11 protein-coding genes are annotated in these 14,195 nt (G+C 41.7%); 8 read left to right on the top strand and 3 right to left on the bottom strand.

The genetic code is table 11. The annotated features are described in order from the left end of the window. Positions 1–9: 9 nt before the first annotated feature. Entirely contained in the window at positions 10–1,236 is a 1,227-nt protein-coding gene (locus CWC04_RS13405; RefSeq protein WP_138685655.1) for an aminotransferase class V-fold PLP-dependent enzyme, read from the bottom strand. A 110-nt stretch (positions 1,237–1,346) separates the two neighbouring features. Continuing rightward, positions 1,347–2,633 carry a citrate synthase gene (locus tag CWC04_RS13410; RefSeq protein WP_126007169.1) on the bottom strand — a complete coding sequence of 429 codons (1,287 nt, stop codon included), beginning with the start codon at positions 2,631–2,633 and terminating at the stop codon, positions 1,347–1,349. 416 nt (positions 2,634–3,049) lie between these two features. On the opposite strand from CWC04_RS13410, the gene sdhC reads away from it, so the two are divergent. From sdhC to sucD, 8 genes are all read left to right on the top strand, one after another. Continuing rightward, the gene (gene sdhC, locus CWC04_RS13415) at positions 3,050–3,427 is read left to right on the top strand and encodes a succinate dehydrogenase, cytochrome b556 subunit (protein ID WP_084554498.1); all 378 of its coding nucleotides are present in this window, start codon (positions 3,050–3,052) and stop codon (positions 3,425–3,427) included. After that, complete coding sequence (gene sdhD / locus CWC04_RS13420; RefSeq protein ID WP_004586684.1) at positions 3,418–3,765, top strand: succinate dehydrogenase, hydrophobic membrane anchor protein; 348 nt, start codon at positions 3,418–3,420, stop codon at positions 3,763–3,765. The genes sdhC and sdhD overlap by 10 nt, the downstream gene beginning before the upstream one ends. After that, positions 3,766–5,538 (top strand): succinate dehydrogenase flavoprotein subunit, encoded by a 1,773-nt coding sequence (gene sdhA / locus CWC04_RS13425; protein WP_004586683.1) that lies wholly within the window; start codon positions 3,766–3,768, stop codon positions 5,536–5,538. It begins immediately after the preceding gene. A gap of 10 nt (positions 5,539–5,548) precedes the next feature. Further along, positions 5,549–6,265 carry a succinate dehydrogenase iron-sulfur subunit gene (locus tag CWC04_RS13430; protein ID WP_004586682.1) on the top strand — a complete coding sequence of 239 codons (717 nt, stop codon included), beginning with the start codon at positions 5,549–5,551 and terminating at the stop codon, positions 6,263–6,265. 89 nt (positions 6,266–6,354) lie between these two features. Next, positions 6,355–9,174, top strand: a complete 2,820-nt coding sequence (locus CWC04_RS13435) for a 2-oxoglutarate dehydrogenase E1 component (protein WP_138685656.1) — start codon at positions 6,355–6,357, stop codon at positions 9,172–9,174. Between the two features lie 3 nt (positions 9,175–9,177). After that, positions 9,178–10,701, top strand: a complete 1,524-nt coding sequence (odhB, locus tag CWC04_RS13440; RefSeq protein WP_024033546.1) for a 2-oxoglutarate dehydrogenase complex dihydrolipoyllysine-residue succinyltransferase — start codon at positions 9,178–9,180, stop codon at positions 10,699–10,701. Positions 10,702–10,878: 177 nt separating this feature from the next. Beyond that, entirely contained in the window at positions 10,879–12,045 is a 1,167-nt protein-coding gene (sucC, locus tag CWC04_RS13445; protein WP_004586679.1) for an ADP-forming succinate--CoA ligase subunit beta, read from the top strand. Beyond that, complete coding sequence (gene sucD, locus CWC04_RS13450; protein ID WP_004586678.1) at positions 12,045–12,917, top strand: succinate--CoA ligase subunit alpha; 873 nt, start codon at positions 12,045–12,047, stop codon at positions 12,915–12,917. Before sucC ends, sucD begins: the two co-directional genes overlap by 1 nt. 62 nt (positions 12,918–12,979) lie before the next feature. On the opposite strand, the gene CWC04_RS13455 is transcribed toward sucD, so the two are convergent. After that, positions 12,980–14,050 carry a DUF3083 family protein gene (locus tag CWC04_RS13455; protein WP_138685657.1) on the bottom strand — a complete coding sequence of 357 codons (1,071 nt, stop codon included), beginning with the start codon at positions 14,048–14,050 and terminating at the stop codon, positions 12,980–12,982. Positions 14,051–14,195: the final 145 nt, after the last annotated feature.

The raw sequence follows: 14,195 nt of genomic DNA on the forward strand, positions 1-14,195 counted from the left end.
TATCCTAAATTAGTCTAATAATTCAATCGTTTCTTTCAAGGCATTGATCAAATTATCAACATCTTGATGGGTATTATAAAATGCAAAGCTTGCTCGAACAGTGCCTTTTACCCCTAAATGGTGCATTAATGGTTGCGTACAATGGTGTCCACTGCGTACTGCAATACCAAATCCGTCAAGCAAAGTTGCCAAATCGTAAGGGTGTTCACTTTTATAATTAAAACTAAGGGTGCCAATATTGTTGTTTAGGTCGCTATAAATAGTAATACCGTTAATTTTACTCAACTGTGTAGCTGCATAATTAAAAATAGCCTGCTCATGGCGCTGTAACTGTTGAATGTTTAGGGCTGATAAATAATCAATTGCTGCACTAAAGCCAATGACGCCGGCTATATTTGGGGTGCCGGTCTCAAATTTAGCAGGAGCGTCTCTGTAGGTGCTTTTTTCAAGCGTTACAGTATCTATCATCTCACCACCCGTTTGATACGGGGTAAGCGCATTAAGTAATTCATAGCGACCATATAAGCCCCCTACACCCGTAGGGCCAAGCATTTTATGCGCTGAGAATACATAAAAATCGCATCCAAGCTGCTTTAAATTAGGGTGTAAATGCATGGCTCCTTGTGCGCCATCAACAACAACTAACGTGCCGACTGCTTTCGCTGCAGCTATTAATGGGACTAAATTGGTAATATTACCTAATGCATTAGACGCTTGGCTGATACACAGCACCTTTGCTTTAGTATGTGTGATGATGTCTACACAGCGCGCTATATTAAACGTCGCGTTTTGCTCAAGGGGAAGTGCAGATAGCGTAGCCCCTGTATTTTGCGTTAATACCTGCCAAGGAACAATATTAGCGTGGTGCTCAAGGGGGGTAATTAATACCGTATCTTCACCAGTAATTTGCCTTTGTAGGCCATGAGCAAGTAAATTTAGCGCCTCTGTTGCGCCTTTTGTCCAGACGATTTCTTTAGCATTTACGTTAAAGTAATCAGCTGTTTTTAATCTTGCTTCTTCATATTGCTCTGTGGCGCGCTCGCTTAAGGTGTGGCGGCCTCTGTGAACGTTTGCGTTGCCTAAATTATAAAAACGAGTCGTTGCATCAATAACGCTTTGTGGCTTTTGCGAGGTTGCGCCAGAATCTAAATATACTAAAGGGTTGCCATTAAGGGTTTGGTTTAAAGTAGGGAAGTCGTTGCGGATTTTTGTTATATCAAACTCTTGAGAAGGCATGGCTATTCAACATCTATAAATTTAGGCAGGAATTGTAATCGGTTTCATAAAATTAACAAGCAAAGCGCACAAAAAAGGCCGCAAAAGCGGCCTTTTTTAACTAACTAAGCTTAGCGCTTGTCAGTTGATACGAAGTCACGTTGAGTGTAACCAGTATACATTTGACGAGGGCGGCTGATCTTATGACCAGGTTGAGATAGCATCTCATCCCAGTGAGTGATCCAACCAACAGTACGTGCCATTGCAAAAATTACAGTGAACATGCTTGTTGGAATACCAATCGCTTTTAAGATAATACCTGAGTAGAAATCAACGTTAGGGTAAAGTTTCTTCTCTACAAAGTATGGGTCTTCAAGGGCAATTTGTTCAAGCTTCATTGCAATATCAAGAAGCGGATCTTGAATGTTAAGCTCTTCTAATACTTCGTGACACGTTTGACGCATTACTGTAGCGCGTGGGTCGAAGTTTTTGTAAACACGGTGACCAAAGCCCATAAGACGGAACGGATCAGACTTATCTTTTGCTTTTGCTACGTACTCATCAATACGATCAACAGAACCAATCTCTTCTAACATGTTTAAACATGCTTCGTTAGCACCGCCGTGAGCAGGGCCCCAAAGAGATGCGATACCCGCTGCAATACATGCATATGGGTTAGCGCCTGAAGAACCCGCTAAACGAACTGTTGACGTTGAAGCGTTTTGCTCATGATCAGCATGAAGCATGAAGATTTTATCCATTGCTTTAGCTGTCACAGGGTTAACTTTGTATTCTTCAGCCGGTACAGAGAACATCATGTGTAAGAAGTTTTCTGCGTAGCTTAAATCGTTACGTGGGTAAACAAACGGTTGACCAATGTTTGTTTTGTACGCCATAGCTGCAATAGTCGGTAATTTAGCGACAAGTTTAATAGCGCTTGTTTTACGTTGGCTTGCATCAGTAATATCAAGATCTTCGTGGTAAAAAGAAGATAATGCGCCTACTACACCACATAGCATTGCCATTGGGTGAGCATCGAAGCGGAAACCTTGGAAAAAGTTAGCAATTTTCTCATCAAGCATGGTGTTATGCGTGATTTCTTTTGCAAATACATCGTATTGCTCTTTAGTTGGTAACTCACCGTTTAATAGTAAGTAACAAAGCTCGATGTAGTTAGAGTCTTCAGCTAATTGCTCAATTGGGTAACCACGGTGAAGTAATACACCTTTACCACCATCAATGTAGGTGATTGCAGATTCACAAGAGCCAGTCGACATGAAACCTGGGTCATAAGTAAAGTGACCGTGTGAACCTAACGTACGTACGTCGATCACATCTTGGCCAGCAGTGCCTTGATAAATTGGAAGTTCGATTGGATCTAGTCCATCAATATGGACTGTGGCTTTTTTATCTGCCATCTATGTATCTCCTATTAAGATATCTATTCTGATTTTTAGATTTTTAAAGTTCTGAAATCTTGTTTTAAGCACATCTTCGCATTTTAACGTGAAAGAGGGGGTTAAAGTCAATTTTTATAAACATTATGCATATATGTATAATAAATATTCGGTATTAATTAAATATTATACTATCGGCTAATTCGCAAACGTCTCTAACTAAACAAGAATTGTAAAACAACCTTTGGGTATATATACTATCGGAGGTTTTAAACCGCTTTGTATTTAGGTAAACATATTTTTACAGCGTAATTTTTGCAGATTTGTGAACTTTTGCTGTATTGACACGTTTACTTTGATAGTTCCACCAGAAATTTTGGTGGGTTTTAGAAAAACAAGTAGATGAGCTCCAATGTGAGCAAGATGGGCAAGTAACTGTGAAAAAGCAAAGACCTGTAAATCTAGATCTAACAACTATATCTATGCCGGCAACGGCTAAAGCATCAATCTTTCACCGCGTCACCGGTGTTGCATTATTTTTTGCTTTAACGTTTGTCATTTGGGCTTGGTCTGAGTCTCTTTCTTCAGCTGAAGGTTTTGAATTCGTCAAGGGTCTGTTTAGCGGATTCATTGCCAAATTCATAGCTTGGGGCACACTTTCTGTATTGGGTTATCACCTTATTGGTGGTATCCGTCACATCATTATGGATATGGGCCACTGGGAAGAACTTGAATCAGGTAACCTTAGCGCTAAAATTGCAATGGCACTTGGCGTTGTATTTGCCGTACTGGCAGGGGTGTGGATATGGTCTTAAATCAAGCAACTCTTAAACGTGATGGTGTACAAGATTTCGTATCTTTACGTACCACGGCACTAGTAATCACCGCATACGCGATTTTTATTATCGGCTATTTTTTAGCAACGCCAGAAGTCACTTTCGAAGCCTGGACAGGCCTATTCTCTAATCTAGCAATGAAGGGTTTTACACTTATTACTCTTGTATGCATGATGGTTCATACCCGCATTGGCCTTTGGCAAGTTTTAACGGATTACGTTAAAAACGCTAAACTACGCGCTGTTTTAGGCTTTGTATTAAACCTGATGGCCGTTGCTTACGTAGCTATTGGTCTAATCGTTTTATGGGGTGTTTAAGTGAAATATTCTGTTCGTGAATTTGACGCCGTAGTAATTGGTGCAGGTGGTGCTGGTATGCGCGCCGCTCTTGCCATTACCGAATCTGGCAAAACGTGTGCATTAATATCTAAAGTATTCCCAACACGCTCACACACTGTATCTGCACAGGGTGGTATTACAGTAGCGCTAGGTAATTCACACGAAGACAACTGGGAATGGCATATGTACGATACCGTTAAAGGTTCCGATTTTATCGGTGACCAAGACGCTATCGAATACATGTGTCAAACAGGCCCAGAAGCTATTACTGAATTAGAAAACATGGGTTTACCATTTTCTCGTTTTGAAAATGGCCGTGTTTACCAACGTCCTTTCGGTGGTCAATCGAAAAACTTTGGTGGTGAACAAGCTGCACGTACCGCAGCAGCAGCTGACCGTACTGGTCATGCTTTATTACACCTTCTATACCAACAAAACGTTAAAAACCAAACTAATGTATTCTCTGAGTGGTACGCACTAGATTTAGTTAAAAACGACAATGGCGATGTAGTAGGCTGTACAGCAATTGAGATTGAAACAGGTGAAATCACTTTCTTCAAATCAAAAGCTGTTGTACTTGCAACCGGCGGTGCTGGTCGTATTTTCGCATCAACAACCAATGCTCACATTAATACGGGTGATGGTGTTGGTATGGCAGCCCGTGCAGGCGTTGCTATGCAAGATATGGAAATGTGGCAATTCCATCCAACGGGTATTGCAGGCGCTGGTACACTTGTAACGGAAGGTTGTCGTGGTGAAGGTGGTTATCTTTTAAATAAAGATGGCGAACGCTTCATGGAACGATATGCACCAAACGCTAAAGACTTAGCGTCTCGTGACGTTGTAGCACGTTCAATGATGACTGAAATCCGTGAAGGCCGTGGCTGTGATGGTCCTTGGGGTCCACACCTTAAGCTGAAACTTGACCACTTAGGTGAAGAAACGCTTAACTTACGTCTACCAGGCGTATGTGACCTTGCTAAAACTTTCGCACACGTTGACCCTGCTAAAGAGCCAATTCCAGTAATACCAACTTGTCACTACATGATGGGTGGTGTTCCAACTAACGTAAATGGTCAAGCGCTACAAATCGATGCTAACGGTAACGAAAAAGTAGTAGAAGGCTTATTTGCAGTAGGTGAAATTGCCTGTGTATCTGTACATGGTGCAAACCGCCTAGGTGGTAACTCATTACTTGATTTAGTTGTATTTGGCCGTGCTGCGGGTAACTTCCTAGGTAAATACCTAAACGAAGTTGAAATTACTAAAGCACCGACAGCATCTGATATTGACGCGTCTCTTGCACGCTTTAACCGTTGGGAAAATTCAACGGCTGGCCAAGGTGAAGACCCAGTTCAAATCAAAAAAGACCTACAACAATGTATGCAGCTTAACTTCTCGGTATTCCGTGAAGGTGAGTCTATGGCGACAGGTCTAAAAGAGCTTAAAGAAATTCGTGAACGTCTGCAGCATGCACGTCTTGATGATAAATCATCAGACTTCAACACGCAGCGTATCGAATGTCTTGAACTAGACAACTTAATGGAAACAGCTTACTCAACTGCAGTAGCTGCAAACTTCCGTACTGAAAGCCGTGGTGCACACTCTCGCTTTGACTACCCAGATCGTGATGACGAAAACTGGTTATGTCACTCAGTATTCAATCCGGTAACGGATGAAATGAGCAAGCGTGACGTAAACTACGCGCCTAAGACGCGTGAAGCGTTCCCACCTAAAGCACGTACCTACTAGGAGCGAGACGATGGCACAAGTACAATTTTCAGTTTATCGTTACAATCCGGATGTTGATAACGCACCTCGTATGCAAGAATATACTTTGCAAACAGAGGAAGGTCAGGACATGATGGTATTGGATGCACTTTTATTATTAAAAGAGCAAGATCCAACATTATCATTCCGTCGCTCATGTCGTGAAGGCGTGTGTGGCTCTGATGGCGTTAACATGAATGGTAAAAATGGTTTAGCATGTATTACACCATTATCTACGCTGCAAAAAGGCGGCAAAGGTACTATTGTAATTCGTCCTTTACCTGGCTTACCTGTGGTACGTGACCTTGTTATTGACATGAGTCAGTTCTACACTCAGTACGAAAAAGTTAAACCATACCTAATTAACGATCAGCCAGCGGCTGGTGAGCGTCTTCAATCTATTGAAGAACGTGATAAATTAGATGGACTTTACGAGTGTATTTTATGTGCATGTTGTTCTACATCGTGTCCTTCGTTCTGGTGGAATCCAGACAAGTTCATTGGTCCAGCAGGCCTTCTTCATGCTTACCGTTTCTTGGCAGATAGCCGCGATACGGCAACTGAAGAACGTTTAGCAGACTTAGACGATGCGTTCAGTGTGTTCCGTTGCCACAGTATCATGAACTGTGTTAGCGTTTGTCCTAAGGGTCTTAACCCGACCAAAGCAATTGGACAAATTAAATCTATGTTATTAAACCGCGCGGTTTAATCACTTAGTAACGTAAGATGGCTAATATTTTTATTAGCCATCTTGTTATGACAACTATTAATTTCTGCGCTAAAGAAAAGGGCTTATAAATGCACGAAGGTGTGATGAAGGCATGGCTAGAATCTTCACATTTAAACGGCGGCAACGTTGCTTATGTAGAAGAGCTTTATGAAGCGTATTTAGATGATGCGACTTCTGTGCCAGAAGAATGGCGAGAAGTGTTCGAACAATTACCAAAAGTAGATGGTGTGGATGTTGAAGTAAAGCATTCAGAAGTTCGTTCACAGTTTGCGGCGCTTGCTAAAAACAAGCATAGAGAGGTAGTGGTAGCAGAGGGTAGTGGCGGTGACCTTAAACAGGTTAAAGTACTACAACTTATTAATGCTTTCCGCTTTCGAGGACACCAAAATGCTAACCTAGATCCATTAGGCATTTGGCAACGAGAGCGTGTTCGAGATTTAGAGCTAGAATACCACGACTTATCTAAAGCTGATTTTGACCGCGAATTTAACGTAGGATCGTTTGCCGTAGGCCGCGATACTATGCCTTTAGGTGAACTATATCAGGCACTTAAAACCACCTATTGTGGTTCTATTGGTGCTGAGTATATGCACATCACATCAACAGAAGAAAAGCGTTGGTTACAACAGCGTTTAGAATCTGTTCAATCACGACCTACTTTTTCTAAAGAAGAAAAACTGCGTATCCTTAAAGGATTAACCGCAGCAGATGGTCTTGAAAAATATTTAGGTGCAAAGTTCCCAGGTGCTAAGCGTTTCTCACTTGAAGGTGGTGATGCGTTAGTTCCTATGCTTAAAGAACTTATTCACCGTGCTGGCGAAAGCGGGCAAAAAGAAGCAGTTATTGGTATGGCCCACCGTGGTCGCTTAAACGTACTAGTTAATGTGTTAGGTAAAAACCCATCTGAGTTATTCGATGAGTTTGCTGGTAAACACAAAGACACGTTAAGCTCTGGTGACGTTAAATACCATATGGGTTATTCATCTGACTTTGCGACCAAAGGTGGCAATGTTCATATGGCACTTGCGTTTAACCCTTCTCACCTAGAAATTGTTAACCCTGTGGTTATGGGCTCAGTAAGAGCGCGTTTAGACCGTTTAGGTGACAGTTCAGGTAGCAAAGCATTACCTATTACTATCCACGGTGATTCTGCGATTACAGGCCAAGGTGTTGTACAAGAAACATTTAACTTGTCGCAAACAAATGCCTTCTCATGTGGTGGTAGTATCCGTATTGTTGTAAATAACCAAGTTGGTTTTACAACCTCAAAACAAGACGACGTACGTTCTACAGATTACTGTACTGACATTGCTAAAATGGTTCAGTCACCAATCTTCCACGTTAACTCTGATGACCCTGAAGCCGTTGCATTTGTTACACAACTTGCACTTGATTTTAGAAACCAGTTTAAACGTGACGTAGTAATCGATTTAGTATGTTATCGCCGCCATGGTCATAACGAAGCTGATGAGCCTAATGCAACACAGCCTCTTATGTACCAAAAAATTAAAAAGCATGCGGTTCCACGTTTAATTTACGCTGATCAACTTATGTCTGAAGGCTCATTCACTGAGAGTGAAATTAAAGCATTAGCTGATGAATACCGTAACGGCTTAGATGAAGGTAACTGTGTTGTTGAAGAAATTCAGCCAGAAACTTCGCACTCATCTGATTGGGCAAAATATGTTGGCCATGAGTGGAATGTTGAGTACGACGCAAGCGTACCGGTAGATAAGCTAAAAGCACTTGGCGAACAAGTTTCGCAGTTCCCTGAGCAATATAAAGCACAGTCTCGTGTTAAAAAGATTTACGATGACCGTAAGCTTATGGCAAGTGGCGAAAAACCACTAGATTGGGGTATGGCAGAAACACTTGCTTATGCAACAATTGCCTCTGAAGGCACAGATATACGTTTAACTGGCCAAGACTCAGGGCGTGGTACTTTCTTCCACCGCCATGCTGTAGTACATAGCCAGTCAGATGGTTCAACTTACCTCCCTCTTCAAAATTTAAGTGAAGACCAAGGTACTTTTGAAGTATTTGATTCTGTTTTATCAGAAGAAGCGGTACTTGCTTTTGAATATGGTTATGCAACAGCTGAACCTACATCATTAGTCCTTTGGGAAGCCCAGTTTGGTGACTTCGCAAATGGTGCACAAGTCGTATTTGACCAGTTCTTAAGCTCTGGTGAGCAAAAGTGGGGCCGTTTATGTGGCTTAACATGTTTGCTTCCGCATGGTTATGAAGGTCAAGGTCCAGAGCATAGTTCTGCACGTTTAGAGCGTTTTTTACAGCTTTGTGCTGATCACAACATGCAAGTATGTGTTCCTTCAACACCTGCACAAGTTTACGCTATGCTTCGTCGTCAATCAGTTAGACCACTTCGTCGTCCATTGATTGTAATGACACCAAAATCACTACTTCGTCACCCACTTGCGGTATCTTCACTTGAAGAACTTTCACAAGGTGTATTCCATAATATGATCGACGAAATCGATGATATTAACCCTGAGAAAGTAGAACGCGTAGTATTTTGTAGTGGTAAAGTTTACTACGAACTATTACAAGAGCGTCGTAAGCTTGAGCAAGACAACATTGCTATTGTACGTGTGGAGCAGTTATACCCGTTCCCACATGCAGAAATGGACACGATTATGGAACGTTACCAACACGTTACTGATTTTGTTTGGTGTCAAGAAGAGCCACAAAACCAAGGTGCTTGGTACTGTTCGCAACATCACTTTATTGATGCAATCCCACAGGGTGCTAAATTGACTTACGCAGGGCGTAAGGCGTCGGCATCTCCAGCGTGTGGTTACATGTCAGTACATACTAAAGAACAACAAGCGCTCGTTGCAGACGCGCTTACTATACAAAAGAAAGGATAAGCAATGAGCACAGAAATTAAAGTTCCTGTTCTTCCTGAGTCGGTTGCAGATGCTACCGTTGCTACATGGCATGTAAGTGTAGGCGACAAAGTAAGCCGTGACCAAAACTTAGTAGACATTGAAACAGATAAAGTGGTTTTAGAAGTGGTTGCACAAAATGACGGTGTAATTACTGAAATATCACAAGAAGAAGGTGCAACGGTACTTGGCGACCAAGTTATCGGTTTACTTGGTGATGCTGATGCAGCACCAGCAAGTGACAGTGCTCCGGCTAAAGAAGAAGCCGCACCTGAAAAATCAGAAGACGCGCCTGCGGCGCAATCAGCTCCAGCATCAGAAGGTAAAGAAGTGGACATTAAAGTACCTGTACTTCCAGAATCAGTTGCAGACGCAACAATTGCTACATGGCATGTACAACCAGGTGAAGCGGTAACTCGCGACCAAAACTTGGTAGATATTGAAACTGATAAAGTTGTTCTTGAAGTAGTAGCTCAAGAAGACGGTATCATGGGCGAGCAACTAAACGCAGAAGGCGATACTGTACTTGGCGAACAAGTTATTGGTAACGTTAAAGCGGGCGGCGCTCCAGCGGCACCTGCAGCTAAAGCAGAAGAAGCGCCTGCTGCAAGTGAGTCTAACGATAGCTCAGATGTGTTAACGCCGTCTGTACGTCGTTTAATCGCTGAAAAAGGGCTTGATGCGTCTAAAATTAAAGGCACAGGTAAAAACGGCCGTGTAACTAAAGAAGACGTTGATACTTTCTTAAAAGCACCTGCTCCAGCTGCTAAAAAAGAAGCTGCTTCAGCGCCTGCTGCACCTATGGGTGACCGTACACAAAAACGTGTACCAATGACGCGCTTACGTAAAACCATTGCTAATCGTTTATTAGAAGCGAAAAACTCAACAGCAATGTTAACTACATTTAACGAAGTAAACATGAAACCTATCATGGACCTTCGTAAGCAATACCAAGAAGTATTCGAGAAGCGTCACGGTATTCGTTTAGGCTTTATGTCTTTCTACGTGAAAGCAGTAACTGAAGCACTTAAGCGTTTCCCTGACGTAAATGCATCAATTGATGGTGACGATATTGTTTACCACAATTACTTTGATATCAGCATCGCTGTATCTACACCACGTGGTTTAGTTACACCAGTACTTAAAGATTGCGACAAACTATCTGTTGCTGAAATCGAGAAAGGTATTCGTGAATTAGCCCTTAAAGGCCGTGATGGTAAACTAACACTTGACGATATGACAGGTGGTAACTTTACCATTACTAACGGTGGTGTATTTGGTTCGTTACTTTCTACGCCTATTATTAACTTACCACAGTCATCAATCTTGGGTATGCACAAAATCCAAGAGCGTCCTATGGCTGTAAATGGTAAAGTTGAAATTCTTCCTATGATGTATTTGGCACTATCTTACGATCATCGCCAAATTGATGGTAAAGAATCTGTTGGTTTCTTAGTGACTATTAAAGAGTTACTTGAAGATCCAACTCGCTTATTACTGGATGTTTAATCGAGTAGTATGAAATATAAGCTGTGAATGACAATTCACAGCTTTTTTTTTGCGCCTTTGGTGTTACTGGGGTTTTCATGTTAAGCCTTGGGATCTATACTAGGTGCGCAATTTGGGATAGCTGTTTATTTGCATAAATATTCAGCTCTTTTAGTATAAAAAATTGGATAAAGCATCATGAATTTGCATGAGTATCAGGCAAAACAACTTTTTGCCGAATATGGTTTACCAGTTTCTCAAGGTTTCGCTTGCGATACACCTGAAGAAGCTGCAGCAGCTGCCGAAAAAATTGGCGGTGATATGTGGGTTGTTAAAACTCAGGTTCACGCAGGTGGCCGTGGTAAAGCTGGCGGTGTTAAGCTAGTTAAAACAATCGAAGAAGTAAAAGAATTCGCTGCAAACTGGTTAGGTAAAAACTTAGTTACTTACCAAACAGACGAAAATGGTCAGCCTGTTGCTAAAATTTTAGTAGAAAGCTGTACAGATATCGCTAACGAATTGTACTTAGGTGCAGTTGTTGACCGTGCTTCTCGCAAAGTTGTTTTTATGGCGTCTACTGAAGGCGGTGTTGAAATTGAAACTGTTGCTGAAGAAACTCCAGAGCTTATCCACAAAGCAGAGATCGATCCATTAGTGGGTCCTCAAGCTTACCAAGCACGTGAGTTAGGTTTTAAATTGGGTCTTAACCCTACACAAATGAAGCAGTTCGTTAAGATCTTTATGGGTCTTGGCAACATGTTCAACGATTTTGATTTCGCTCTTCTTGAAATCAACCCGTTAGTAATCACAGACGAAGGTAACCTTCACTGTCTTGACGGCAAAATCGGTATCGATGGTAATGCACTTTACCGTCAACCAAAAATCCGTGAAATGCACGATCCATCTCAAGAAGATGCACGTGAAGCTCACGCAGCAAGCTTCGAGCTTAACTACGTAGCACTAGATGGTAACGTAGGTTGTATGGTTAACGGTGCAGGCCTAGCGATGGGTACTATGGACATCGTAAACCTACACGGCGGCAAGCCAGCTAACTTCCTAGATGTTGGTGGTGGCGCGACTAAAGAGCGTGTTTCTGAAGCATTCAAAATCATCCTTTCTGACGATAACGTAAAAGCTGTTTTAGTTAACATCTTTGGTGGTATCGTACGTTGTGACATGATTGCTGAAGGTATCATTGGCGCAGTTAAAGAAGTAGGTGTAAACGTGCCTGTAGTTGTACGTTTAGAAGGTACTAACGCTGAATTAGGTCGTGACGTTCTTAAGAACTCTGGCCTAGATATCATCGCTGCTGAATCACTAACAGACGCTGCTGAGAAAGTTGTAGCTGCTGCGGAGGGCAAATAATGTCTGTATTAATCAATAAAGATACAAAAGTTATCTGTCAAGGTTTCACTGGTGGCCAAGGTACTTTCCACTCTGAGCAAGCGCTTGAGTACGGTACACAAATGGTTGGTGGTGTAAGCCCAGGTAAAGGCGGTCAAACGCACCTTGGTCTTCCAGTATTCAACACAGTACGCGATGCAGTTAAAGAAACAGGCGCAACAGCGTCAGTTATCTACGTACCAGCACCGTTCTGTAAAGATGCAATCTTAGAAGCTATCGATGCGGGCATCGAGCTAATTGTTTGTATCACTGAAGGTATCCCAACACTAGACATGGTTGACGTTAAAGTTAAGCTTGATAACTCTGGTGTTCGTATGATTGGTCCTAACTGTCCAGGTGTTATCACTCCTGGTGAGACTAAGATTGGTATCATGCCTGGTCACATCCACAAGCCTGGTAAAGTAGGTATTGTTTCTCGCTCTGGTACTTTAACGTACGAAGCAGTTAAACAAACTACAGACGCTGGTTTTGGTCAGTCTACGTGTGTTGGTATTGGTGGCGACCCAATCCCAGGTACTAACTTTATCGACGTGCTAGAAATGTTCGAAAAAGATCCACAAACTGAAGCAATCGTAATGATTGGTGAAATTGGTGGTACTGCAGAAGAAGAAGCTGCAGAGTACATTAAAGCTAACGTAACTAAGCCTGTTGTTTCTTACATTGCTGGTGTAACTGCACCAGAAGGTAAGCGTATGGGTCACGCTGGCGCAATCATCGCTGGCGGTAAAGGTACTGCTGATGAGAAATTTGCTGCACTAGAAGCTGCTGGCGTACAAACTGTACGTTCACTTGCTGATATCGGTAAAGCACTTAAAGAGAAAACAGGCTGGTAATCAGTTTGCTTAATCTTTAAAAAGGCTCGCATTTGCGAGCCTTTTTGTTATTGGCTAAAAAATTAGTATGGGTAACTAATGTGTTGAAAAAACCGTACTGATAAATCTTGTCGTTCTTTATTTATTGCCAGCTCTGAGCACATAGCGTGTATTGTTTTTTCTACTTGATTCATAAAGCGGCCATAGCCCATTTCATGTTTATCTTTATGGGTGGCAACAATCACAAAATGTAGTGACTCAACTAATTTTTCAGCATTGAAAAAAATATGTATTTGCGTGGCTGTGCCATTCACATCAAAACTTATTTTTTGCAATTCTGAATTCCCATCATTTTTATCTATTTGGCTATTACGCACTATGGGCCTTGCACCATTAGCAACCATAGCGCCGTGAGATAATTCGTATCGCTCGCAGCACCCTTTAAATGATTGGGCAAAGTAGTTATAAAACTCAGTGTAATTATTTTTATTTATTAAGCTTTGAAATTGCGTTTTAATGCCACGCGAAACCGGTATAGAAAACGTTGCATAGGTCATTTCTGCATGCTCGGCGGGTATTTTACATTGGCGAGCTAAATAACGAGGGTATAGGCTTCTAAGTTTGTAGCCGTAACTTTGGTTACAGCCTTTGCTCTTGGTAAATAAGTCATAGGTTAAATGCTGATGATCGCGAAGCTTAAACTGGGGTTGTTCAATAAATAATTGTGTTTGTAAATTATCTAATACTTTTTGCACCCTGCTGTGAAATTGTGCCGAGCTTGCGCGTAAATCATCACCGGTGGCTAAAAATAACAAGCGAATTTTTTTACTTTTAAAAGCAGGGGTGTAGTGTAGTTTGTGCGCCTCGTGGTAACGCGGGTTGTAAAAAAACAACATTTGCTTAGCTGTTTCTAATTGATACGACTCATCATGAAATCTGACAACGGGTAATTTGTCGTTAGCGAGTAGGTGTACATTATGTAGCTCGTATTCATCACAGCTTGCAAATAGTTGCTTGGCAATGCGGGTATAGCAACTATCGATATCGCTAAAACTAGTGTAAAAGTTATCAGTGGGTGTAATTTCAGCGAGTAAATAGTGATTAGCTCGCGCATTTGTTGGTATATAGACTCTGTGTTGTGTAGAACTGGCCATCTTTGAATCCTTTTAAGGAGCTTAAGTTTAGGTACTATAAATGCCTTTCATGACTCAAATATTGCGCTAAAACAAATTTAAGTAATAAACTAATGCACCATTGCCATAATAACTAGAATAAACCCGCATCTAGTGCTGTATGTTA

This window comes from Pseudoalteromonas sp. S2893, from assembly GCF_005887105.1.
GTDB lineage: Bacteria > Pseudomonadota > Gammaproteobacteria > Enterobacterales > Alteromonadaceae > Pseudoalteromonas > Pseudoalteromonas atlantica.

Bases quoted from the DNA above. Each gene is read 5' to 3' on its own strand.
- CWC04_RS13405 (WP_138685655.1), bottom strand. From the start codon at position 1,236: ATGCCTTCTCAAGAGTTTGATATAACAAAAATCCGCAACGACTTCCCT.
- CWC04_RS13410 (WP_126007169.1), bottom strand. From the start codon at position 2,633: ATGGCAGATAAAAAAGCCACAGTCCATATTGATGGACTAGATCCAATC.
- sdhD (WP_004586684.1), top strand. From the start codon at position 3,418: ATGGTCTTAAATCAAGCAACTCTTAAACGTGATGGTGTACAAGATTTC.
- CWC04_RS13430 (WP_004586682.1), top strand. From the start codon at position 5,549: ATGGCACAAGTACAATTTTCAGTTTATCGTTACAATCCGGATGTTGAT.
- CWC04_RS13435 (WP_138685656.1), top strand. From the start codon at position 6,355: ATGCACGAAGGTGTGATGAAGGCATGGCTAGAATCTTCACATTTAAAC.
- odhB (WP_024033546.1), top strand. From the start codon at position 9,178: ATGAGCACAGAAATTAAAGTTCCTGTTCTTCCTGAGTCGGTTGCAGAT.
- sucC (WP_004586679.1), top strand. From the start codon at position 10,879: ATGAATTTGCATGAGTATCAGGCAAAACAACTTTTTGCCGAATATGGT.
- sucD (WP_004586678.1), top strand. From the start codon at position 12,045: ATGTCTGTATTAATCAATAAAGATACAAAAGTTATCTGTCAAGGTTTC.
- CWC04_RS13455 (WP_138685657.1), bottom strand. From the start codon at position 14,050: ATGGCCAGTTCTACACAACACAGAGTCTATATACCAACAAATGCGCGA.